This is a genomic window from Pseudomonas sp. A-1, from assembly GCF_004801855.1.
In the GTDB taxonomy this organism is placed as follows: Bacteria; Pseudomonadota; Gammaproteobacteria; order Pseudomonadales; family Pseudomonadaceae; genus Geopseudomonas.
The window spans coordinates 1-21,233 of record NZ_SSTC01000041.1 but is presented as its reverse complement, the minus strand read 5'-3'; the positions used below and the strand labels follow the sequence as shown (position 1 = coordinate 21,233).

Genomic DNA, 21,233 nt, shown 5'->3' with positions numbered 1-21,233 from the left:
GCCCCCTGGTGATCGACCGATTGGGGGATTGGCATGCAACAACAAGAACTGACCCTGCAGGACATCTTCCGGGCCCGTCGGCGCATCGCCGGGCAGGTCCTGCGTACCCCGCTGGTACGCTCCGAATCCCTGTCGCGGCGCTTCGGCTGCGAGGCGTGGCTGAAGCTGGACAACCTGCAGCCGACCGGCTCCTTCAAGCTGCGTGGTGCGCTGAATGCGCTACTCGGCCTGGACGAGGAGCAGCGGGCGCGTGGCGTGGTGACCATGTCGACCGGCAACTTCGGTCGCGCGCTGGCCTGGGCCGGCCGGCGGATCGGCATCCCGGTCACCGTGTGCATCTCGCACCTGGTGCCGGACAACAAGGTGCAGGCGCTGCGCGACAGCGGCGCCACCCTGGTGATCTGTGGCGAGTCCCAGGACCAGGCCGACGTCGAGGCCCGGCGGCTGAGTAGTGAGCAGGGACTGGCCTACATTCCACCGTTCGACCACCCGTTGGTGATCGCCGGCCAGGGGACCTGCGGGCTGGATATCCTCGAGGAGCAGCCGGACATCGATCTGGTGTTCGCCGGCCTCTCCGGCGGCGGCCTGGTTGCCGGCATCGGCCTGGCGGTCAAGAGCATCAACCCTGCCGCGGAAGTGGTCGGCGTGAGCATGGCCGAGGGCGCCGCGATGCTGGAAAGCCTGGCCGCCGGACACCCGGTGCAGGTGCCGGAAGTGCCGACCCTGGCCGACAGCCTGGGCGGCGGCATCGGCCTGGACAACGCCTGGACCTTCGGCATGACCCGGCGCTACATGGATCGTGGCTACAGGGTCGACGAGGCGCACATCGGCCGGGCGATGCTGCATTTGCTGCGCGAGGAAAAACTGCTGGTGGAGGGCGCCGCCGCCGTCGGCGTGGCTGCCGTCGAGCAGCATCGACTGGACCTGCAGGGGCGTCGCGTGGCCTTCGTGATCAGCGGCCAGAACCTGTCCACCGCCACCTTTACCGAGGCTTGCCGCCTCGCCGGAGAGTCCCTGTGAAAATCTACGATCGTCAGCAGATTGCCGAGAAGGTCAGACTGGATCACGCCGCCCTCGAGGTGGTGGAGGCCGGCTTCGCCGCCCTGGGGCGTGGCGAGGTGGTGATGCCGCCGATCCTCAGCATGAACATCGCCGAGAGCAACGGCGAGGTGGACGTCAAGACCGCCCACATCCAGGGCTGGCAGCGTTTCGCCATCAAGATCAGTCCCGGCTTCTTCGACAATCCCAGGCTTGGTCTGCCCAGCCTCAACGGCCTGATGCTGCTGTTCTCGGCCAAGACCGGACTGGTCGACTCGGTGCTGTTCGACGAAGGCTACCTGACCGACATCCGCACCGCCCTGGCCGGAGCGATCGCCGCCAAGCATCTGGCTCGCGAGGACGCGCGCAGCGTGGCGGTGATCGGCGCGGGCCTGCAGGCCGAGTTGCAGGTGGCGGCGCTGCGCCTGGTGCGTGGTATCGAGGAGGTCCATGTGCACGCCCGCGACAGTGCCAAGGCCGAAGCCTATGCCCAACGCATGGGCGAGGTCCACGGCCTGCCGGTGATCGTCCATGACAGCACCGCCAGTGCATGCGCCCTGGCCGACATCGTGGTGACCACCACGCCGTCGCGTACCCCGGTGCTCCAGTGGAGCGACCTGCCCAAGGGCATCCATGTGACCGCCATGGGGGCGGACAACCCGCACAAGAATGAACTGGAGCCGACCATCCTGGCCAGCGCCGACGTCGTGGTGGTGGACCGCCTCAGCCAGTCCCGCGCGCTGGGCGAGCTTCACCATGCGCCGGCGCTGCAGCGCGAGGTGTTCGAGCTGGGCACCCTGATCGCCGAGGAGCGGCATCTGCGCACCAGCGTGGAACAGATCACGGTTTGCGACCTGACCGGCACCGGGGTGCAGGACACGGCGATCGCCAACTATGCGGCAAGCCGGCTCGAGGTTGACGGACAATGAGCGCCGTCGCCGAGGATTTCGAGGCCTGGCAGCGGGTGTTCCGGCACCGCCCGGCAGCTGCTGGACGGCCGTTGCGCCTGGGGCTGATCCAGCTGGCCAGCGACTTCACCCTCGAGAACGAGTGGCGCCAGCTGCTGGTCGATGGCCTGGAACTGTACAGCACGCGCACGCCGTGCAGCCCCACTGTGGCTCCTGAGCAGCTGCGCGGTCTGGCGGACGGCCTGGCCAGTTCGGCCGAATTGCTGGTGCCGGGACTGGAGCTGGATGTGCTGGTCTTCGGTTGCACCTCCGGGAGCATGCTGATCGGCGAGGGCGAGGTGGCGCGCCTGCTGCGCAGTGCCCGTCCCGGTATCGCCGTGAGCAATCCCTGGACGGCGGTGAAGGCGGCCCTGCGCCATCTGGGCGCACGGCGGATCGCGGTGCTCACCCCCTACATCGCGGCGGTCAACCAGCCGCTGTGCGCGGGTCTGGAGGAGGCCGGTTTCGCCGTGGCCTGCTGCGGCACCTTTGCCGTACTCGAGGATGCGGCGATCCCCAGGATAGGCGCGGACGATATCGTGGCCGCCGCTCGCGTGCTGCTGGCCATGGAGCAGGTGGATGCGCTGTTCCTCGCCTGCACCAACCTGAGGACCCTCGACGTGCTTGAGGAGCTGGAAGCCGAGCTGCAGATTCCGGTGGTATCCAGCAACCAGGCGATGTTCTGGCATGCGCTCCGGAGCGTCGGCTTCGCGCGCCCGGTACCCGGTTTCGGCAGACTCCTGGCGGACCAGTCACCCGTGGGTGGAGTGGAGAGTTGATCATGGATGCGAGAAGCAAGGGGCTGCTGCTCACGGCAACCGGTGTGCTGTTGCTGTCTCCCGATGCACTGGTGCAACGCTGGCTGAATCTCGAGGCGATGGCCCTGCTGGCCTGGCGTGGCCTGCTGATGGGGGTGGGGCTGGCGCTGTTGCTGGTCTGGCGCTACCGCGGCGGTTTCATGGCGCAGCTCAGGGCTTGCGGCTCCACGGGGCTGTGGTGCGGACTGTGCTATGCCAGCAGCACCCTGTGCTTCCTGGCGGCGATGCAGAAGGTTGGCGCCGCCGTCACCCTGCTGCTGTTCAGCGTTTCTTCGGCGTTCGCCGCCCTGCTGGCCTGGTGTTGCCTAGGCGAACGTTTGCCCCGGCAAACGCTGCTGTCCATAGGGGTGTGCATGGTCGGCGTGCTGCTGATCGTCGGTGACGACCTGCAGGGCGCCAGCCTGGCCGGCTGCCTGCTGGCGTTGCTGGCGGCTCTGCTGCTGGCGGGCAACCTGACGCTGGCCAGAAGCCGGCCGGCCGTCGACATGAGTCCGGGCCTGATGCTGGGAGCCTTCATGGCTGCGGCCTTCTCCTGGGGGGGAGGTGAGCCAGCCAGTCTGGATGGGCAGCAGTGGCTGGTCCTGCTGGTGATGGCGGGCGTGTTGCTGCCGCTGGGCTTCATGCTGGTCCAGCTGGGGCCGCAGAGCATAAGCCCGGCCGAGGTTGGCTTGCTGATCCTGCTCGAGGCTGTCCTGGGCCCGCTGTGGGTCTGGTGGTTGCTGGGCGAAACACCGAGTACGGGCGTCCTGCTTGGCGGGGCCATAGTGCTGGGCGGGCTGGCACTCAATGTCTGGTTACCACAGCGTGTGAAAAGTCCCGTACTCGCGGCGCAGGAATAGCTGCCATGCCCGCACAATGCACCATGACGATTGTGGACCTGCTAGCTAGCTGCCGAAGTCAGCCGTATGCAGTAAGGGAGCGTTGCCTGCCCTCTGATGTCGCCATGCCAGTCGCAACCTGACCTCCAGCGCCAGCATGTGCTGCTGCTTGATGCTGACCCGCTGCCCCTTCATTTCCTCCCATACGGCCCGCCAGCCGCCCAGCTCGGCTTCCTCCAGCTGGAGTGCCTGGCGGAACTGGCGGTCGAAGTGGGCTCGGCTGCCGCAAGCCAGCAGTGCCTCGTCCAGCTCCGGCAGCAGCAGTGCATCGGCGCGCGGCAGGCTGGCGGCGATGGCCAGGCCGGCCGGGTCGTAGTCGGGGAAGACCACCACCGGCGTGGCCGCCGGCAGCCGTTCCAGCAACTGGCGGGCGCCGCGGGCCAGGCCGCGATGGCCGCGGTAGACGATCAGGCTGCCGGCCAGTTCGGCCGCTGCCGGGTAGTCCTCCCAGTCGTCGAAGCTGTCGAGGTTCTCGATCAGCACCAGCCGGGCGATGGCCGCGGTGTCCAGTTGCGGCAGCGCCACGCGCAGGCTCAGGCCGCGGGCGAGGGTCGGCAGCGGCGCGGGCAGGGTGCCCTTGACCAGCACGAAGTCGTCGTCGGGGCGGCGGCGGGCGATCTTCTCGTCGACGGCGCGCGAGGCGACCTCGCGGCGGCTGCCCTCCGGTACGCCCGCCAGCGGATCGAAGCCCCACTCGTCCCGCGCCAGGCGCTGCAGCAGCCGGCGCGTCTCGGCGTCGAAGTGCAGCCACTTGCCCGAGGGGCGGCCCAGCTCGAAGTGGGCGTGCAGCTGCTGCCAGGTGCGGTTGAGTTCCACCTTGTCCAGACGCTCGCGCAGCAGGCGGTGCACGGCGTTGTGGTGGCTGCGGCTCAGGCCAGCCACAGCGAGAGGTCCCGCACGATGAAGTTGCCGGAAAACACCGGGTGCGGCTCGCCGTCGGGGTCGAGCTGGAAGCAGGCGCGCTGCTCGTCGGGCAGCGCCTCGTAGCCGCCGATCACCTGGTACAGCCAGCTCTCGGGATCGCAGGACAGCTCGTGCTCGCGCCACCAGGTCAGCGCCGACACCGGCTGGCCGCTCTCGATCACCGCGCAGAGGTACTCCTGCACGGCGAGCTGGATGGGGCTCGGCTGTACCTCGAAGCTTTCCACCTCGCCCAGGGTCAGCTCGCCGGCCTCGGCCAGCGGCGCGGCCGGGCGTTCCTCGCGCTGGGCGCGGATCTGCGCGGCGAGGGCGAGCAGCTCGGCCTCCTGGCTGCCGTCGTGAAGGTTGGCCGTCGCCGGGGCGATCAGCGCCTCGGCGAGGTTGAGCAGCTGCGGCATCTCGGGGCGCGCAGTGTGGCTGCCCGGGCGGTAGTCGGGCTGCTGTTCGGCGTGCAGCAGCCAGCCGCGCAGCAGGCGGGTGCGGCCCTGGATCTTGCGGAAGCGGCCGAGCAGTTCGAGCAGGCGAGCCTGCACCACGCCCAGCTCCTGGCAGCAGCCGCTGACCTGGCGCTGCAGGCGGGTGACCAGCAGGCGGCGCAGCTCGCGCAGTTCGCCGGCGGTTTCCGCCAGTTCGCTGAAGTCGATCAGCTCCAGGCCGGCCAGCAGCTCGCTGACCTGGGCCTGGGCCAGCTCGTTCTCGCGGATCTTGGCGCCGAGGCTGCCGACGTAGCCGAACTCGTTGTTGATCCGCCCCCACAGCACCCGCACGCTGTGGCCGAGGCCCTCGCAGAAGCTGTAGACGTGCTCGCGCAGGTCGGCCAGGTAGGCGTCGGCGGCGGCGAAGTCGCCCTGGTGGCGCGCCTCCTTGTAGTGGGCGGCGAGGGTCTTGAAGGTGGCCAGGGTGCTGCCGGTGTTGGCGTCGATCTGCCGGTTGCGGTCGTCGCGCAGGGCCTCCTCGAGCAGGGCGCGCACCACCCGGCGCAGGTGCAGGTCGGCGCCCGGCTCCGGGCGGTAGAGCACGCCGTCCTTGACCAGCCGCTCCTGCACGCCGGGCTCGAGGGCGTCGTCGCCGACCGCGCCGGCCAGGTAGGCGTCCATGATGGTCTCGGCGTGGCGGCCCAGCTGGCGCAGGAAACGCACCCCGGCCTGGTGCAGGTTGCCGCTCACAGCAGGCTCCCCTGGCTGGCCAGCTCGGCGCGCTCCTCGAGCGCGAGGCCCTCGGCCTCGTCGATGAAGCGGATCACCTCGTACAGGTAGTCCAGCTTGCCGGTGCCGAGGTAGATCTGCTTCTCCGGGTTGGGGCGCAGCAGGTAGCCGAGTTCGCACAGGCGCTTGAACACCTGCTTGATCTGCGCGTCGACGCTGGAACTGGTCGAGCCGAACAGCCGGTAGTGGCTGATGCGCGCCAGCTGCTCGCGGAACGCCGGGGTGTCCTCGACGATGCTCTGCAGCTCGTTGAGGCGGATCGGGCTGCCCTCGGTGAGCGGCGCGTCCTGGGCGCCGGCCTGCTGGACCAGCAGCAGCCACTCGACCAGCGGAGTGAGGGCGTTGCAGACGTCGCGGAACTGCTGGCCGACCACCCGCCGCTCGGCCTCGCCGAGCTGGCGATAGGCGCAGTAGAACACCTCGGCCTCGCTGCCGGCGCCGACTGCGGCCACGCTGCGGTTGAGGGTGGCCAGGTAGTCGTCGACCTGCTCGCGGTTGGCCGGATTCTTCAAGAAGCGCCAGCCTTCCTCGTCGCTGGTGCGGCAGATGAAGGCGCCCTGCAGCAGGCGCTCGATGACCTTGCCCTTGTTCGACAGCATCAGACGGTCTCCTCGCTCAGGCGGGCTTTCAGGCGTTCGCCGATCACGTCCAGGCGCGGCTTGACCACCTGCAGCCGGCGGCTCTGCTTGTCGACGATGTAGCGGTTCTTGAACAGCGCGAGCACCTCGGAGTCCGGGTTGGGGAAGGCGCCGAGGATGCGGATGGCGTTGCTGGCGCAGGCGTCGAAGATCTTCTTCACGTTGCTGTGGTGCAGGGTGCCCAGTTCGTCGATCGGCCAGTGGATGGTCGCCGGGGCGCGGCCGCGCAGCAGGCGGGTGAAGGCGAGCAGGAACTTGCAGAGGATCAGGTAGGCCATGCCGTGGCTGGACGACTCGTTGAGCTGGCGGTCGGTGCGGATCACCAGGTCGCTGTTGCCCTCGCGCAGGCGCAGCTCGATCTCCAAGAGGCCGGCGATGCCGCTGGTCAGCGCCGAGCGGCCGAGCACCTCGAGGGCGCGGCGCATGCTGCCGGTGTAGTCCTCGCCGGGCAGATCACTGAAGCCGCTGTCCTCCCATTCGCGGTAGGCGGCGACGAAGGCGCGCAGCTCCGGCCAGAACTCCAGTTCGGTGATCTTCGAGCGGATGGTCACTGCCGAGTTGGACACGCCGTCGAGGAACAGCTCCTCGCCGACCTCGCGGGTGATCCGCGCGCTCTGGCTGGCGATGCGCTGGTCGATGTCGGCCAGCACGGCGAAGTAGTCGAACAGGTCCTTGCCGAAGATCCGCCCCTGCTCGCGCAGCGCGGTGATGCTCTGCGGCACCAGCACGTTGAGCAGCTGGGCCAGCGCCGGCACCAGGCGGCGGTAGTCGAGGGTCGGCACGCCGCGCTCGCTGACCAGGCTGCACTCCTCGCGGCTGCGCTCCCAGGTCTCGGTCAGGCTGGAGCCGGCCTTGCCGGCGATCAGGCTGTCGAAGCGCTCGACGTGCTGCCGGATGGCGGCGAGCAGGTTCTCGCGGCCGTGCAGCAGCTCCTGGGCCAGGCGCAGGCGCTCGTCCAGCTCGCCGGCCGGCGTCTGGCCGTCGCGCGGCAGCTTGAGTTCGCCGAGGCGCTTGATCAGCCCCTTGAGGCTGTCGAGCTGCTCGCCGAGCCGGCCCTGGGCCTGCAGGGCCTCGCGGCGCTGCTGCTCCAGTGCGTCGCGGCGGCTCTTGAAGGCCTGGGTGGCGGTGTCCAGGCGCAGTTTGAGGTCGGTCGCTTCGCGCCGGTGCTCGATCAGATCCTCCTGTAGCTGCGGCTTGCGCTTGAGCCAGGTGAGCGCGTACCACTCATCAAAGCGGTGCACCTCGGCACGCCGCGCCTCGGTGTCGCGGATGCGCTGCTCGCGCTCGCGGATGCCGCTCTTCAACTGGATCAGCTGCGCCTCGTCGACGCCGCGCGACTTCAGCTCGTTGCGGTACCAGCTCTCGCAGGCGGCCAGCTCGGCTTTGCCCTGGGCGCGCTGCTCCTCCAGTTGGCCGCGCAGCTGGGCCAGGCGCTGTTCCAGGTCGCCGATCACCTGCTGCCAGTGCGCGCTGGTGTCCAGGCGCGCCTCGCGGTGCTGGCTGTCCAGCTCCTCCAGCAGGCTGGCGTGCTCCAGCTTGAGCTGGGCGAGGGCGGCATCCAGGCCGGCGAGCTGCTGGCGCGCGATCTGGCGGCGCTCGGCCAGCGCGGCGTCGAGGCGCTCCTTGAGGGCGGCGCGTTCCTCCCTGAGGCGCTGGCGGTTGTCCTTGGCGGTCTGCACGGCGGTGCGCGCCAGCACCAGGCGGGTGTTCAGCTCTTCCAGCGCGGCGCCGTGTTCGCCCAGCTGGCTCTCCACCTGCTCCTGCTGGTTGCGGGCGTCCTGCAGGTTGTCGCCGGCCAACTGCACACGATGGCGCAGTTCGGCCTCGCCGGCGGCGTGCTCCGGGGTGGCCAGCGCGGCGAGATCGAGCTGCACGCCGTACAGGCTGTCGGCCGGTGCCTCGCTGAGGGCCGGCTTGAGGTCGCTGCGCTGCAGCAGGCTCGGCTCGATCACCTTGCCGAGCTGCTGCTCCCAGCCCGGCTGCTCGCGGCGCAGGAACTCCAGCAGGCTGTGCTGGCCGGGGTAGAGCAGGCGCTCGGCGTCGTCCAGCTCGCGCTGGCGTTCGGCGACCCGGCGGCTGGCCTGGGCGAGCTGCCGGGCAGCCTCCTCGCGCTGGCGCAGCTGCAGGCGCTCCTGCTGCTGCAGGGCGTCGAGCTGCTGGGCGGCGGCGTCGCGCTGCTCCTCGGCCTCCTCCTGGCGGCGGTCGAGGATCTCCAGGCTCAGCGCTTCCTCCTCGCTGTAGGCGAAGCTGGCGATCAGCTGTTCCTGGCGGCTCTTCTCCAGTTCGAGGGCGTGGCGGCGCTCGCGGCTGGCGCTTTCCGCCTCCTGACGGCGGTTGGCGAAGGCGCGGTCGAGCTGGGCGAGGGCCTCGTGTTTGTGCTGGGTGCGCTCGGCCAGTTCGTCGCGCACCCGGCTTTCCTGCTCGTGCAGGCGGTCGACGGCTTCCTGCTGGCGCTCCTGGACGATCTGCTTGCGCTCCAGGTAGGCGTTCTGCACATCGGCGTGCTGTTCGGTGAGCAGGCGCAGGCGTTCCTTGTGGTTGTCCAGCTCCAGGCGCCAGCCGTCGAGCTTCTCCAGGTCGGCCTTGGCCTGGTCGATGTCGGCGTCGAGGTACTGCTGGTACTGCTCCTCGATGTGCTGCAGCTGGGTTTCCGCGCTGCCGATGCGTGCCTGTACCTGCGACAGCTCGAGGCTGAGGGCATCGCGCTGGTCCTTCCAGTCGTCCTCCAGCAGCTTGAGTTCGAAGCCGCTCTGCTCGAGTGCCAGGCGCAGCTGCTCCTGGCGGGCGAACAGCAGCGGCTGGTCGGTCTGGAAGGCCTGCAGCAGGCCGGCCAGGCGCGTCTCGCCGGCCTGCAGCTCGGCGAAGTCGTGCTCCAGGCGGGCGAACTGCGGGCGCAGCGCGGCGAAGCCCTGGATCAGTTGGCTGTCGCGGATCCAGTCCTCGACCCGCTGCGGGCTGAGCCCGGTGGTCGGCGGCGCCACGCCGTCCTCCTCGAGGATGGCGGCGACCATCGACTTGACCGTCTCCATCTTGCCCTCGCGCGAGTGCACGGCGCGCACCAGCTTCTCGATGTGGCGCAGGCTGTGCTCGCCGGCGCACAGCGAGAACTGCCGGGCCAGCTGGCGCAGCTCGCCGCGCTGGCTGTCGGCGGCCAGCAGGCTGCGGTCGTTCTGGATGATCGCCCGGTACTGGCGGGTGTTCAGCTGGTTGCTGACCGCCACGCCGCTCTGGCGGAAGTGGCGGCCCAGCTCGGCCATGCTGCGGCAGACCACGACATCGCCCTGGCGGCTCCTGATGTAGTCGTCCAGCTCGAAGGCCTTGTGCGCCAGGCGGTAGTCGACGCCGCGGCCGTCGCTGCTGGCGGCGAGGATGGTCTGGCAGGCCTCGCCGTCCATGCGCTGGTATTCGTAGACGATGAAGCTCTGCTCGGTCGGCAGGTACCAGCGCTCGAAGCTGTCGCGGGTGGCCGGCACCACGCGGCTCGGGTATTCGCCGTAGAACACCGGCACCAGGCGCTGCAGGGTGGTCTTGCCGGAGGCGTTGGTACCGCAGATGTTGGTGTGGTCGTCGACCAGCAGCTCGACCACGCCGGCGAGGTGGGTGTTGATCAGGATGATGCGGTTGAGGCTGGGCATGCAGCTCCCTTGCTGGGCGGCAAAAGCACTGATTTTAGGCATCCGCCGGCGCGGGGGGAATGCTGTTCGTCTCATCGCCGGGATTCGCGGCGGCGGATGCGCGGCCGGGTGGGCTTGGCTACCATCGGCCGGTGATTCTTACTGTTCTTCGGAGTGCCGCATGCTGATCAGACGAAGTTCCCGCGCGGACTGCAAATCCTCGGAAATCACCCCGGAAGTCGTCTACCGCGAGCGGCGACGCTTCATGGCCGCCAGCGGCGTGCTGCTCGCCGGCAGCCTGCTGCCGGACTGGCTGCTGGCCGGCACGGCGCGCTACGGGCAGGTGCCGGAAGCCGCGGCGCCGGAATGGTTCGCCCGCCAGCTGCAGGGCGTGCGCTGGCAGGACGCGCCGCAAGACGAGGCGCTGACGCCCTGGTCGGCGGCCACCGACTACAACAACTTCTACGAATTCGGCCCGGACAAGGGCGATCCGGCGGCCAATGCCGGACGGATGTCGACGGCCGACTGGACGGTGCAGGTCGACGGCGAGGTGGCCAGGCCGGGGCGCTATGGCCTGGAGGAGCTGTTCTCCGAACAGACGCTGGAGGAGCGCATCTACCGCCTGCGCTGCGTCGAGGCCTGGTCGATGGTGATCCCCTGGCTGGGCTTTCCGCTGGCCGCGCTGCTGAAGAAGGTGGAGCCGACCGCCAATGCGCGTTACGTGCGCTTCGAGTCGCTGGTCGACGAGCGGGTGATGCCCGGCGTGACGTCCAACTTCGCGCGGATCGACTGGCCTTACGTCGAGGGGCTGCGCCTGGACGAGGCGATGCATCCGCTGACCATCCTGGCGGTCGGCATGTACGGGCGCATCCTGCCCAACCAGAACGGCGCGCCGCTGCGCCTGGTGGTGCCCTGGAAGTATGGCTTCAAGAGCATCAAGTCGATCGTGCGGATCAGCCTGGTGGCCGAGCAGCCGGTCACCACCTGGCAGAGCATGGCGCCGCAGGAATACGGCTTCTATGCCAACGTCAACCCGCAGGTCGATCATCCGCGCTGGAGCCAGGCCCGCGAGCGGCGTCTGCCGAGCAGTCTGTTCAGCCCGAACATCCGCCCGACCCTGATGTTCAACGGCTATGCCGAGGAGGTCGCCGGCCTCTATGCCGGCATGGACCTGCACCGGGAGTACTGAGCATGTTGCTGGCCGTGCGTCTGGCGGTGTTCGCCGCCGCCCTGGCGGTGCCGGGGTTCTGGCTGTATCAGGCGCTGGGCGGGCTGCTCGGTCCCGATCCGGGCAAGGTGCTGCTGGAGCGACTGGGGCAGGGCGCTCTTTGCCTGCTGCTGCTGACCCTGGCGCTGTCGCCGCTGCGCCGCTTGAGCGGCTGGCCCGGCTGGCTGCGCCTGCGGCGCCAGCTCGGCCTGTGGTGCTTCGCCTATGCCTGCCTGCACCTGCTCGCCTGGCTGGCGTTCCTGCTCGGCTTCGATCCGGGCGCGCTGGGCACGGAGCTGGCCGAGCGGCCCTACATCCTGGTCGGCTTCGCCGCCTGGGCGCTGCTCCTGCCGCTGGCGCTGACCTCCAATCGCGCCAGCATGCGCCGCCTCGGCGCTGGCTGGCAGCGCCTGCACCGGCTGGTCTACCTGGCCCTCGTGCTGGCCCTGCTGCATTTTCTCTGGGTGGTGCGCTCGGACCTCGGCGAGTGGCTGGTCTATGCCGCGGCGGCGGCGCTGCTGCTGGCGCTGCGCTGGCCCTGGCTGCTGGCGCGCCTGAGCGGCGTGTTCAGGCGGGCAGGGTAGCCTGCAGGGTTTCCAGCAGCACGCGGACCTTGGTCTTCGACTCCTCGTATTCGGCCTGCCAGTCGGAGTCGAGGACGATGCCGCCGCCGCCCCAGCAGCTGGCGCGGCCGCCGCGGATCAGCAGGGTGCGGATGCAGATCGAGCTGTCCATCTCGCCGCGGCAGTCGACGTACAGCAGCGAGCCGCAGTAGATCGCGCGGCGGGTCGGCTCCAGCTCGTCGATGATCTGCATGGCGCGGATCTTCGGCGCGCCGGTGATCGAGCCGCCGGGGAAGCCGCCGGCCAGCAGGTCGAAGGCGTCGAGGCCCGCGGCCAGCTCGCCGGTCACGCTGCTCACCAGGTGGTGGACGTTGGGGTAGCTCTCCAGGGCGAACAGCTCGGGCACCTTCACCGAGCCGATTCGGCAGCTGCGCCCCAGGTCGTTGCGCAGCAGGTCGACGATCATCAGGTTCTCGGCGCGGTCCTTGGTGCTGGCCTGCAGCTGCGCGGCCAGCAGCCGGTCCTCCGCTTCGTCGCGTCCGCGCGGGCGGGTGCCCTTGATCGGCCGGGTTTCCACCTGTCCCTGGTGCACGCTGAGAAAGCGCTCCGGCGACAGGCTGACCACGGCGCCGTCGTCCAGCGCCAGGTAGCCGGCGAATGGGGTCGGGCAGGCGTCGCGCAGGCGGGTATAGGCGAGCCACGGGTCGCCCTGGCAGGGCGCCTGGAAGCGCTGGGTGAAGTTGACCTGGTAGCAGTCGCCGGCGCGGATGTAGTCCTGCACCTTGCCGATGGCGGCGCGGTACTGCGCGGCATCGATGGCCGCGGCGAACGGAGCCAGCAGGCGGAAGTCGCCGGCCGGGCCGGCCGCATCGGCCTCGAACAGGGCGATCAGCTCCGCGCGCCGTTCGGCGGCGAGGCTCGGGTGGAACACCAGCTGCGAGGTCCGCCGCACGTGGTCGCTGACCAGCGCCCAGGCGTACAGACCGAGGGCGGCATCGGGTAGGGCGAGGTCGTCCTCGGCCTGTTCGGGCAGGCGCTCCAGGCGCCGGCCGAAGTCGTAGGCCAGATAGCCGAGCAGCCCGCCGGTGAACGGCAGGTCGACGCCCGCCGGCGCCTCGGCGCGGCCAAGCTGCGCCAGCGCCTCCCGGCAGCGGCCGAGGAAGGCACGGCCGTCCTCGTCGCGGGCGGGGCCGAGGGTCCGTTCGGGCCAGGCGCTGAGCAGGTCGAAGCGGCTGCGCTGGCTGGTCGGCCGGCCGCCGTCGAACAGGCAGGCACCGGGTGCGGCGTGCACGCGGGCGAAACGCGGGCGCGGGTCGGCGTGATAGGGCAGGGGATGGATGACGCAGGTGGGCATGGTGTGGCTCGGAAGAACGCAGGCCGGCGCAATTCTACCCCAGGCCGGGCGTCGGCGGCTCAGCCGCCGGCCGCGGCCGGGGCATCCGCCAGCCGGCTGGACAGGAAGTCGATCAGCACCCGCACGCGGTGGGGCAGGTAGCGGTTGCTCGGCAGCACCGCGTAGATGCCCAGCGGCGGCGGGGCGTAGTCGTCCAGCAGGGTGACCAGCCTTCCCGCGGCGAGCGGCTCGGCGACGATGAAGTCCGGCTGCATGCTGATGCCCAGTCCCTCCACGGCGGCCGCGGCCAGGGCATCGCCGTTGTTGGCCTGCAGACGGAAGGGGAGGTAGAAGGACTCCGGGCGGCCTTCCACCTGGAAGGTCCATGGCCGGTTGTTGGCCTGCGGCGAGTACCCCAGGCAGGCATGGCCGGCGAGCTCGCCGGGGTGCTGCGGCCGGCCATGTTCGGCCAGGTACTGCGGGGCGGCAACGGTGAGCAGGCGGCTGCTGCCGAGCCGGCGCACGATCTCCCCCGGGGCGAGCTGGCCGGTGATGCGGATCGACAGGTCGATGCCTTCCTCGATCAGGTTCAGCTGGCGGTCGCTGAAGTCCATCGCCAGGCGGATCGCCGGGTAGCTGCGGGTGAACTCCAGCAGCAGCGGCGCCAGCCGGCGCAGGCCGAAGCTCAGCGGCAGGCTGATGCGCAGCTGGCCGCTGGGCGTCAGGCGCTCCTCCATCACGCCGGCTTCGGCTTCCTCCACCAGGGCGAGAATCGTCCGGCATTTCTCCAGGTAGGCGCTGCCCGCCGAGGTCAGCGACAGGCGCCGGGTGCTGCGCACCATCAGCTTGGCGCCCAGGTGCTCTTCCAGTGCGGCGATCTGGCGGGTGACCACCGAGCGCGCCACGCCGAGCTGGCTGGCCGCCGCGGTGAAGCTGCCCAGCTCGGCCACCCGCGCGAACAGGCTCATGGCCTCGAGTCGGTTCATTGTTGATTCCAATGGCAACAGAGTGTTCTTGATTGTCCTCTATTTGGCATCAGTGTGCGCAGGTAGAGTGACTCCATCGCCAATGACGCAGCGCCAGGCCCCGAAGCTCGGCGCGGCGCGTATCGAACCGATACAGAGGAGATCGACATGCTGGACATCAGACCTGCCGCGGAGCGCGGCCTCGCCAACTTCGGCTGGTTGCACTCCCAGCACAGCTTTTCCTTCGGCAGCTACTACGACCCGGAGCACATGGGGTTTTCCGACCTGCTGGTGATCAACGACGACCGCGTGCGGCCGGGACGCGGTTTCGGCAGCCATCCCCATCGCGACATGGAGATCTTCTCCTATGTGCTGGACGGGGCGCTGGAGCACAAGGACTCGATGGGCAACGGCTCGGTGATCCGTCCCGGCGACGTGCAGGTGATGAGCGCCGGCACCGGCGTGCGGCACAGCGAGTTCAACGCCTCGCGCGAGGAGCCGGTGCACTTCCTGCAGATCTGGATCGTGCCCAGCCGGCGCGGCGTCGCCCCGCGCTATCAGCAGCGCCACTTCGCCGCCGCGGAGAAGCGCGGCCGGCTGCGCCTGATCATCTCGCCGGACGGTGCCCAGGGCTCGCTGTCGATCCACCAGGACGCGCGCGTCTACGCCGGGCTGTTCGACGGCGCCGAGGCGCAGCGCTTCGAGCTGCCGGCCGGCCGCCACGCCTACGTGCAGGTCGCCCGCGGCGTGCTGACCGTCAACGGCCGGCGCCTGGCGGCCGGCGATGGCGCCCGCCTGCGCGATGTCCGCGCGATCGATTTCGGCGCCGGCGAGAACGCCGAGGTGCTGCTGTTCGACCTGCGTCCCCACGAATTGCCGATGTACTGAACCCCAGAGGAGAAATGACCATGAAAATCCTGCAGATTAACGCCAGCGCCCGCTCCGCCGGCGCCAACTCCACCCGCCTGGCCGATGCGATTGTCGCGCGCCTGCTGGCGCAGCACCCGGCCGCCGTGGTCGAGCTGCGCGACCTGGCCAGCGAGCCGCATCCCGTCCTCGACGAGGCCGCGCTGGGCGCGCTGTTCACGCCCGCCGAGCAGCGTGACGCCGCGCAGGCCGCCCGCGTGGCCCTCGACGACGCGCTGATCGCCCAGGTGCAGGCCGCCGACGTCGTGGTGCTCGGCGTGCCGATGTACAACTTCGGCGTGCCGGTGCAGCTGAAGGCCTGGTTCGATGCCATCGCCCGCGCCGGGGTGACCTTCCGCTACACCGAGAACGGCCCGGAAGGCCTGCTCAAGGGCAAGCGCGTCTACGTCGCCCTGGCCCGCGGCGGCATCTACCGCGACACCCCGGCCGATTCCCAGGTGCCGTACCTGAAGACGATGCTGGGCTTCCTCGGCATGACCGAGGTCGAGTTCGTCTATGCCGAAGGCCTGTCCATGGGAGCGGTCGGTGTCGACAAGGCCTTCGCCGCGGCGCAGGAGCAGATCGAGGCGCTGATCGCCTGACCGCCACCGCAGAAGGAAAGGCGCCCGTGAGGCGCCTTTTGCCGTCGGCAGGCCTGCCGGAACTCCGGCCGCTGTGGCGTGTGTGGTTTGCACAGGAGGCGTCGCAGGGCGGTGCCGGGGCTGGCGCCCGGCAACGGGGGGAGGGCAGGCGGGTGGCCCGGAGGCTACCCGCCTGGCAGGTCAGAGTTCGACCGGCTTGACGTGGCCGAACACTTCCTGGGAGAAGCGCACGCGCTGTTCCGGGGTTTCCTTGATGCCCTTGGCCTTGAGCTCCTCCAGACGCGCTTCCACGGCGTGGGCGCGATGGGTCAGGCCGCAGTCGTTGGCGATCTGGATGTTCAGGCCGGGGCGGGCGTTGAGCTCGAGGATCAGCGGGCCCTTGTCGACGTCGAGCACCATGTCCACGCCGATGTAGCCGAGGCCACACAGCTCGTAGCAGCCGGCGGCCAGCTTCATGAAGCCGTCCCAGTTGGGCAGCTGCACGCCGTCCACCGCATTGGCGGTGTCCGGGTGCTTGGTGATCCGGTTGTTCAGCCAGGTGCCGCGCAGGGTGAGGCCGGTAGCCAGGTCGACGCCGACGCCGATGGCGCCCTGGTGCAGGTTGGCCTTGCCGTTGGACTGGCGGGTCGGCAGGCGCAGCATGGCCATCACCGGGTAGCCCATCAGCACGATGATGCGGATGTCCGGCACGCCCTCGTAGCTGATGCTCTTGAAGATCGGGTCCGGGGTCACCCGGTACTCGATCAGCGCGCGGTCGCGGCCGCCGCCCAGCGAGTACAGGCCGGAGAGGATGCTGGACAGCTGCTGCTCGATCTCGTCGCGGCTGACGATCTTGCCGGAGACGGTCTTGAAGCGCCCCTCGAAGCGGTCGGCGATCACCAGGATGCCGTCACCGCCGGCGCCCTGCGCCGGCTTGATCACGAAATCGTTGTGCTCGCCGATGATCTTGTCGAGGTTCTCGATCTCCTTCTCCGTGGAGATGATGCCGTACATCTCCGGCACGTGGATGCCGGCGGCGATGGCGCGCTCCTTGGTGAGGATCTTGTCGTCCACCACCGGGTACAGACTGCGCTTGTTGTACTTCAGCACGTAGTCCGCGTTGCGCCGGTTGATGCCCATGATGCCCTTGGCACTCAGGGCCTTCCAGGTTTTGATCAGGCCGAACATGGCATCAGTCCTTGAGGAAGGCTTTGAAGCGGAACAGTTCGGTCAGGCGGTAGCCGCGGTAGCGACCCATCGCCAGCATGAAGCCCACCAGGATCAGCAGCACCGCCGGGAAGGTGAACACGAAGTAGGTCAGCTCCGGGATGCTCATCAGCAGGTGCGCCAGGGTGGCGGCGATCAGGGTGCCGACGGCGACCTTGAAGGCATGGCTGCCGCCGCGCTCTTCCCAGGTGATCGACAGGCGTTCGATGGTCATGGTCAGGATCACCATCGGGAACAGCGCCACCGACAGGCCGCGCTCGAGGCCGAGCTTGTGGCTGAACAGGCTGATCACCGCGATCAGCACCACCACGAAGGTCAGCACCACCGACAGGCGCGGCAGCATCTGCAGCTTGAGGTGCTCCAGGTAGGAGCGCAGCGACAGGCCCAGCGCGGTGATGATGGTGAACAGCACGATGCCGAAGCCCAGCTGGGTCTCGCGGAAGGCCAGGGCGATCAGCACCGGGGTGAAGGTGCCGAGGGTCTGCAGGCCGCCGAGGTTGCGCAGGATCAGGATCACCAGCACGCCGATCGGGATCATGATCATGATCTGGTAGGTCTGCTGGGTCTGCAGCGGCAGGCCGTACAGCGAGTACTCGAGGAAGCCGGCGTCGGCCGACTCGTCGGACTGCTTGGCCAGGCGGATGGCGTTCAGCTCGCTGGTGTTGAGGGTGAAGCTGACCTGCGCCTGCTTGCCGCCGTCGATGCTGAGCAGCGGGGCGTCGCCCAGCCACCAGATCAGGCGGTCGCGCGGCAGGCCCTGCTGGCCGTTGGCCGGGTTGAAGTACAGCCAGTTCTCGCCGTTGAAGCTGCGCAGCCACAGCTCCGGGGTCTGCGCCTGGTTCTCGATCAGGCGGATGGTGCGGACCTGCTCCAGCGGCACGTGGGCGATGGACAGCAGCAGGTCGATCACGCGGGCGCGCTTCTCGATGGAGGTGTCGCCGGCCAGCAGCAGCTTGACGTTGTCGTCATTCAGGTTGTTGACGCGCTTGATGGTCTCGGTGACGAAGGTCTCGACGTCGGCCGAGTGCTGGCGGATGGGGGCCAGCAGGGCTTCGGCAGCGATCTGCTCGGGGCCGGCGATCGGCAGGCTTTCGCGGTAGATCGGCCCGGTTTCCTTGGGCTTTTCCGTGCTGTAGCGCTGGGTCAGCACCATGCGGTAGTACAGGGTCTGCGGGCCGTTGGCGCGGCGCGCCGACCAGGTCACCCGGCGGTTGCCGTCGACGTTGTTGACGCTGACGCCGTAGTTGTTGGAGATGAAGCTCTCGTTGAGGCTGACGAAGTCCTGGCCCAGCGGCGGCACGAACATCTGCACCTTGACCGGGTTGCGCGGGTTGGCCTGGAATTCCACCTTGGCGTCGATGTTCCAGACATTGTCGGTTTCCGCCTCGGTCACCGGGATGCCGAGAACGAAAATCTGGTAGGCGGTGATCGCCACGCCCAGGCTCACCAATATGGCGATGAGGACTTTCAGGTGCAGTGTGAGAGAGCGCATCGAGTTTACTCGTTCGAGTGTGCAACGTTGGAACAGGCGGGCTTGCCGGCTGCGTACTTGAGACTGGGGTCTACCAGGGCGCCGAAGCGCTTGAGCGCCTCGGAGCCGATCAGTAGCGGGTATTGGAAGGCGCTGCGGTCGGTCAGGTTCACTTCAATGGTGCGTAGCGTGTTGCCCATGCAGACATCCAGTTCGATCACAGGCCTTGCCGTGTAGGTCTTGCCCTCGTCGGGATCGAAGTCGCCGGCACGGCGCTTGATCTTGCTGATGCGGGCCAGGGGTTTCTCGAGCGGCGCCGCGCTGTCCTCGTCGGTGCCGAGGTTGAAGCGTACCCAGGCCTCGCCGTTGCGCTTGAAACGCTTGATGTTGCGCGCGCTGAGCGAGGCGGTCTTGGCGCCGGTGTCGAGTTTGGCAGCCAGAACGCTGCCGAGTTCCGGCAGCTGGGCATATTCGTTGAGACCGTAGACGGTCTTTTCGGCAGCCAGGCTAAGGCTGCAGGGCATCAGCAGGCTGAGTAGCAAGACGAGGGGCTTGAGTCTCATAGGTCCTGTGCGATGGCGCGTGATGGGGCCGAAGGGCGGGGCGGCAGCGGGCGGCGATGCTCGGCCGGCTGCCGCGCGGGCGGGCTGCATTCTAGCACGCGGGTCTGGGGTGGGCGACAGCCGGTACCGGCTGACTGCCCACTCTGGCACGGCCTGTGACAGGGGCACGCAAGAATCGTGACGGGATGGGCGCCCATCACAAAATTGTCGACAATCGTCTAAGTGGGTTTGACATGAAATGGGGTTTGCCCTAGTTTTTGGTCATCCGAATCGTTGATATGTCGACAATCATGAGCGAAGCCCTTGCCGAAAGTCTGCTGGCGGACGAGGAGTCCGGAACTCTCTCCGACCACGTGTTCCGCTGCATCCAGTCGGCCATCGTGCGCGGCGAGATCGCCCCGGGCAGCAAGATTTCCGAGCCGGAGCTGGCGCGTGCCTACGGCATCAGTCGCGGCCCGCTGCGCGAGGCGATCCGCCGCCTGGAAGGCCAGCGCCTGCTGGTGCGCGTGCCGCATGCCGGTGCGCGGGTAGTGTCGCTGAGCCCGGCCGAGCTGCTCGAGCTGTACGAGATCCGCGAGTCGCTGGAGGGCATGGCCTGCCGCCTGGCCGCCGAGCGCATGAGCGAGGCGGAGATCGACGAGCTGCGCCGGGTGCTCGACACCCACGAGCGCGACGAGGCGTTCCAGGCGGGCCGCGGCTACTACCAGCAGGAAGGCGATTTCGACTTCCACTACCGGATCATCCAGGGCAGCGGCAACCGCACCCTGGCCAATCTGCTGTGCAACGAGCTGTACCAGCTGGTGCGCATGTACCGCATCCAGTTCTCCACCATGCCGAACCGGCCGCGCCAGGCCTTCGCCGAGCACCATCGCATTCTCGACGCCATCGCCGAGCGTGACGGCGAGCTGGCCGAGCTGCTGATGCGCCGGCACATCGCGGCATCCAAGCGCAACGTCGAGCGTCACTTCCAGGACGCTTCCCCCAAGAACGCCAAGCAACGAGGTAAGTCATGACCAAGAAGACTCCCGGCCAGAAGTTCCGCGACGCCGTCGCCAGCGAGAACCCGCTGCAGATCGTCGGTGCCATCACCGCCTACGCCGGGCGCATGGCCGAGGCCACCGGCTTCAAGGCGCTGTACATCTCCGGGGGCGGTGTGGCCGCCAACTCGCTGGGCATTCCCGATCTCGGCATCAGCACCATGGAAGACGTGCTGACCGACGCCCGCCGCCTGACCGATGCCACCACCCTGCCGGTGCTGGTCGACATCGACACCGGCTGGGGCGGCGCCTTCAACATCGCCCGTACCATCCGCTCGTTCGAGAAGGTCGGCGTGGCCGCCGTGCACATCGAGGACCAGGTCGGCACCAAGCGCTGCGGCCATCGTCCGGGCAAGGAAGTGGTGAGCACCGAGGAGATGGTCGACCGCATCAAGGCCGCCGTCGACGCCCGTCAGGACGACAGCTTCGTGATCATGGCGCGTACCGACGCGCTGGCCGGTGAGGGCCTGCAGGCCGCCATCGACCGCGCCTGCGCCTACGTCGAGGCCGGCGCCGACATGATCTTCCCCGAGGCGATGACCGAGCTGCCGATGTACAAGCAGTTCCGCGCCGCGGTGAACGTGCCGATCCTCGCCAACATCACCGAGTTCGGCCACACCCCGCTGTTCACCTGCGACGAGCTGGCCTCGGTCGACGTGGACATGGTGCTGTACTGCTGCGGCGCCTACCGGGCGATGAACGCCGCGGCGCTGAAGGTCTACCAGGCGATCCGCGAGCAGGGCACCCAGAAGAACGTGGTCGAGATCATGCAGACCCGTGCCGATCTGTACAAATACCTCGGCTACCACGCCTACGAGGACAAGCTCGACGAGCTGTTCGCCCAGAAGAAGCAGGAAAAGATCCAACCGCGGGAATGCTAACTAAAGCAGCATGGAAGGATTCGAGTCTCCCGATTGAGACTCCTGTTGTTGGTTGCTGTATCCGTCTAAAAATTCGAAAAGAGGAACAACGCAATGGCTGAAGCAAAAGTACTGAGTGGCGCTGGTCTGCGTGGTCAGATCGCCGGACAGACTGCCCTGTCCACCGTCGGCAAGGAAGGTGCCGGCCTGACCTACCGCGGCTATGACGTGCGCGAGCTGGCCAAGGACTGCCTGTTCGAGGAAGTCGCCCACCTGCTGTTCTACGGCGAACTGCCCACCCAGGCCCAGCTGGACGCCTACCTGACTCAGCTGCAGACCCAGCGCGACCTGCCCCAGGCCCTCAAGGAAGTGCTCGAGCGCATTCCGGCCAGCGCCCACCCGATGGACGTCATGCGCACCGGCTGCTCGATGCTCGGCAACCTGGAGCCGGAAGAGAGCTT

Annotated in this window: 20 protein-coding genes; 11 read left to right on the top strand and 9 right to left on the bottom strand. The window is 68.7% G+C overall.

Annotated features, from left to right (window positions below; all coding sequences use genetic code 11):
• Nucleotides 1–33 precede the first annotated feature (33 nt).
• From eutB to E5198_RS11335, 4 genes are read left to right on the top strand one after another with little or no spacing between them, the layout of a single operon-like run.
• Entirely contained in the window at nt 34–1,020 is a 987-nt protein-coding gene (eutB, locus tag E5198_RS11350) for a hydroxyectoine utilization dehydratase EutB (RefSeq protein ID WP_136490104.1), read from the top strand.
• Complete coding sequence (locus tag E5198_RS11345; protein ID WP_136490103.1) at nt 1,017–1,967, top strand: cyclodeaminase; 951 nt, start codon at nt 1,017–1,019, stop codon at nt 1,965–1,967. Before eutB ends, E5198_RS11345 begins: the two co-directional genes overlap by 4 nt.
• A complete protein-coding gene (locus E5198_RS11340) occupies nt 1,964–2,764 on the top strand; it encodes an aspartate/glutamate racemase family protein (RefSeq protein WP_168772519.1) in 801 nt (266 codons plus the stop codon). The genes E5198_RS11345 and E5198_RS11340 overlap by 4 nt, the downstream gene beginning before the upstream one ends.
• Before the next feature lie 2 nt (nt 2,765–2,766).
• On the top strand, nt 2,767–3,642 hold the full coding sequence (locus E5198_RS11335; RefSeq protein ID WP_136490102.1) for a DMT family transporter: 876 nt from the start codon (nt 2,767–2,769) through the stop codon (nt 3,640–3,642).
• A gap of 45 nt (nt 3,643–3,687) precedes the next feature.
• Here E5198_RS11335 and E5198_RS11330 read toward each other — a convergent pair whose 3' ends face one another.
• The 4 genes from E5198_RS11330 to E5198_RS11315 are packed head-to-tail and all read right to left on the bottom strand — an operon-like array spanning nt 3,688 to nt 10,080.
• Nucleotides 3,688–4,563, bottom strand: a complete 876-nt coding sequence (locus E5198_RS11330) for a hypothetical protein (protein ID WP_136490101.1) — start codon at nt 4,561–4,563, stop codon at nt 3,688–3,690.
• Entirely contained in the window at nt 4,551–5,768 is a 1,218-nt protein-coding gene (locus E5198_RS11325) for a phosphoenolpyruvate carboxylase (RefSeq protein WP_136490100.1), read from the bottom strand. The genes E5198_RS11330 and E5198_RS11325 overlap by 13 nt, the downstream gene beginning before the upstream one ends.
• The gene (locus E5198_RS11320; RefSeq protein WP_136490099.1) at nt 5,765–6,406 is read right to left on the bottom strand and encodes a hypothetical protein; all 642 of its coding nucleotides are present in this window, start codon (nt 6,404–6,406) and stop codon (nt 5,765–5,767) included. Before E5198_RS11320 ends, E5198_RS11325 begins: the two co-directional genes overlap by 4 nt.
• Entirely contained in the window at nt 6,406–10,080 is a 3,675-nt protein-coding gene (locus tag E5198_RS11315; protein WP_136490098.1) for an ATP-binding protein, read from the bottom strand. Before E5198_RS11315 ends, E5198_RS11320 begins: the two co-directional genes overlap by 1 nt.
• A 160-nt stretch (nt 10,081–10,240) precedes the next feature.
• On the opposite strand from E5198_RS11315, the gene msrP reads away from it, so the two are divergent.
• Together msrP and msrQ are read left to right on the top strand one after the other, a co-directional pair.
• On the top strand, nt 10,241–11,248 hold the full coding sequence (msrP, locus tag E5198_RS11310) for a protein-methionine-sulfoxide reductase catalytic subunit MsrP (protein WP_136490097.1): 1,008 nt from the start codon (nt 10,241–10,243) through the stop codon (nt 11,246–11,248).
• Between the two features lie 2 nt (nt 11,249–11,250).
• Nucleotides 11,251–11,850 carry a protein-methionine-sulfoxide reductase heme-binding subunit MsrQ gene (msrQ, locus tag E5198_RS11305; RefSeq protein ID WP_136490096.1) on the top strand — a complete coding sequence of 200 codons (600 nt, stop codon included), beginning with the start codon at nt 11,251–11,253 and terminating at the stop codon, nt 11,848–11,850.
• Here msrQ and pabB read toward each other — a convergent pair.
• Nucleotides 11,834–13,183 (bottom strand): aminodeoxychorismate synthase component I, encoded by a 1,350-nt coding sequence (gene pabB / locus E5198_RS11300; RefSeq protein WP_136490095.1) that lies wholly within the window; start codon nt 13,181–13,183, stop codon nt 11,834–11,836. The genes msrQ and pabB overlap by 17 nt on opposite strands.
• 59 nt (nt 13,184–13,242) lie before the next feature.
• Nucleotides 13,243–14,148 carry a LysR family transcriptional regulator gene (locus tag E5198_RS11295; RefSeq protein ID WP_136490094.1) on the bottom strand — a complete coding sequence of 302 codons (906 nt, stop codon included), beginning with the start codon at nt 14,146–14,148 and terminating at the stop codon, nt 13,243–13,245.
• 147 nt (nt 14,149–14,295) lie between these two features.
• Here E5198_RS11295 and E5198_RS11290 point away from each other — a divergent pair, with 147 nt between their 5' ends.
• On the top strand, nt 14,296–15,015 hold the full coding sequence (locus E5198_RS11290) for a pirin family protein (RefSeq protein WP_136490093.1): 720 nt from the start codon (nt 14,296–14,298) through the stop codon (nt 15,013–15,015).
• Between the two features lie 20 nt (nt 15,016–15,035).
• Complete coding sequence (locus tag E5198_RS11285) at nt 15,036–15,635, top strand: FMN-dependent NADH-azoreductase (RefSeq protein ID WP_136490092.1); 600 nt, start codon at nt 15,036–15,038, stop codon at nt 15,633–15,635.
• Nucleotides 15,636–15,815: 180 nt separating this feature from the next.
• On the opposite strand, the gene E5198_RS11280 is transcribed toward E5198_RS11285, so the two are convergent.
• The 3 genes from E5198_RS11280 to E5198_RS11270 are packed head-to-tail and all read right to left on the bottom strand — an operon-like array spanning nt 15,816 to nt 18,875.
• Entirely contained in the window at nt 15,816–16,802 is a 987-nt protein-coding gene (locus E5198_RS11280; RefSeq protein ID WP_136490091.1) for an alpha-L-glutamate ligase-like protein, read from the bottom strand.
• A 4-nt stretch (nt 16,803–16,806) separates the two neighbouring features.
• Nucleotides 16,807–18,333 (bottom strand): inactive transglutaminase family protein, encoded by a 1,527-nt coding sequence (locus tag E5198_RS11275; protein WP_136490090.1) that lies wholly within the window; start codon nt 18,331–18,333, stop codon nt 16,807–16,809.
• A 5-nt stretch (nt 18,334–18,338) separates the two neighbouring features.
• Entirely contained in the window at nt 18,339–18,875 is a 537-nt protein-coding gene (locus E5198_RS11270) for an ATP-dependent zinc protease (protein WP_136490089.1), read from the bottom strand.
• 290 nt (nt 18,876–19,165) lie between these two features.
• Between E5198_RS11270 and E5198_RS11265 the strand changes: the two genes are divergently transcribed.
• From E5198_RS11265 to E5198_RS11255, 3 genes are all read left to right on the top strand, one after another.
• Entirely contained in the window at nt 19,166–19,888 is a 723-nt protein-coding gene (locus E5198_RS11265) for a GntR family transcriptional regulator (RefSeq protein ID WP_136490088.1), read from the top strand.
• Nucleotides 19,885–20,793: a methylisocitrate lyase gene (prpB, locus tag E5198_RS11260; protein WP_136490087.1), complete on the top strand. Its 909-nt coding sequence runs from the start codon at nt 19,885–19,887 to the stop codon at nt 20,791–20,793. The genes E5198_RS11265 and prpB overlap by 4 nt, the downstream gene beginning before the upstream one ends.
• A gap of 93 nt (nt 20,794–20,886) precedes the next feature.
• A partial coding sequence (locus E5198_RS11255) for a citrate/2-methylcitrate synthase (protein WP_305956038.1) occupies nt 20,887–21,233 on the top strand: 347 nt, incomplete at its 3' end.

Bases quoted from the DNA above. Each gene is read 5' to 3' on its own strand.
- E5198_RS11290 (WP_136490093.1), top strand. From the start codon at position 14,296: ATGCTGGACATCAGACCTGCCGCGGAGCGCGGCCTCGCCAACTTCGGC.
- eutB (WP_136490104.1), top strand. From the start codon at position 34: ATGCAACAACAAGAACTGACCCTGCAGGACATCTTCCGGGCCCGTCGG.
- msrP (WP_136490097.1), top strand. From the start codon at position 10,241: ATGCTGATCAGACGAAGTTCCCGCGCGGACTGCAAATCCTCGGAAATC.
- E5198_RS11275 (WP_136490090.1), bottom strand. From the start codon at position 18,333: ATGCGCTCTCTCACACTGCACCTGAAAGTCCTCATCGCCATATTGGTG.
- E5198_RS11265 (WP_136490088.1), top strand. From the start codon at position 19,166: ATGAGCGAAGCCCTTGCCGAAAGTCTGCTGGCGGACGAGGAGTCCGGA.
- E5198_RS11285 (WP_136490092.1), top strand. From the start codon at position 15,036: ATGAAAATCCTGCAGATTAACGCCAGCGCCCGCTCCGCCGGCGCCAAC.
- E5198_RS11335 (WP_136490102.1), top strand. From the start codon at position 2,767: ATGGATGCGAGAAGCAAGGGGCTGCTGCTCACGGCAACCGGTGTGCTG.
- msrQ (WP_136490096.1), top strand. From the start codon at position 11,251: ATGTTGCTGGCCGTGCGTCTGGCGGTGTTCGCCGCCGCCCTGGCGGTG.
- E5198_RS11280 (WP_136490091.1), bottom strand. From the start codon at position 16,802: ATGTTCGGCCTGATCAAAACCTGGAAGGCCCTGAGTGCCAAGGGCATC.
- pabB (WP_136490095.1), bottom strand. From the start codon at position 13,183: ATGCCCACCTGCGTCATCCATCCCCTGCCCTATCACGCCGACCCGCGC.
- prpB (WP_136490087.1), top strand. From the start codon at position 19,885: ATGACCAAGAAGACTCCCGGCCAGAAGTTCCGCGACGCCGTCGCCAGC.
- E5198_RS11340 (WP_168772519.1), top strand. From the start codon at position 1,964: ATGAGCGCCGTCGCCGAGGATTTCGAGGCCTGGCAGCGGGTGTTCCGG.
- E5198_RS11270 (WP_136490089.1), bottom strand. From the start codon at position 18,875: ATGAGACTCAAGCCCCTCGTCTTGCTACTCAGCCTGCTGATGCCCTGC.
- E5198_RS11295 (WP_136490094.1), bottom strand. From the start codon at position 14,148: ATGAACCGACTCGAGGCCATGAGCCTGTTCGCGCGGGTGGCCGAGCTG.
- E5198_RS11320 (WP_136490099.1), bottom strand. From the start codon at position 6,406: ATGCTGTCGAACAAGGGCAAGGTCATCGAGCGCCTGCTGCAGGGCGCC.
- E5198_RS11315 (WP_136490098.1), bottom strand. From the start codon at position 10,080: ATGCCCAGCCTCAACCGCATCATCCTGATCAACACCCACCTCGCCGGC.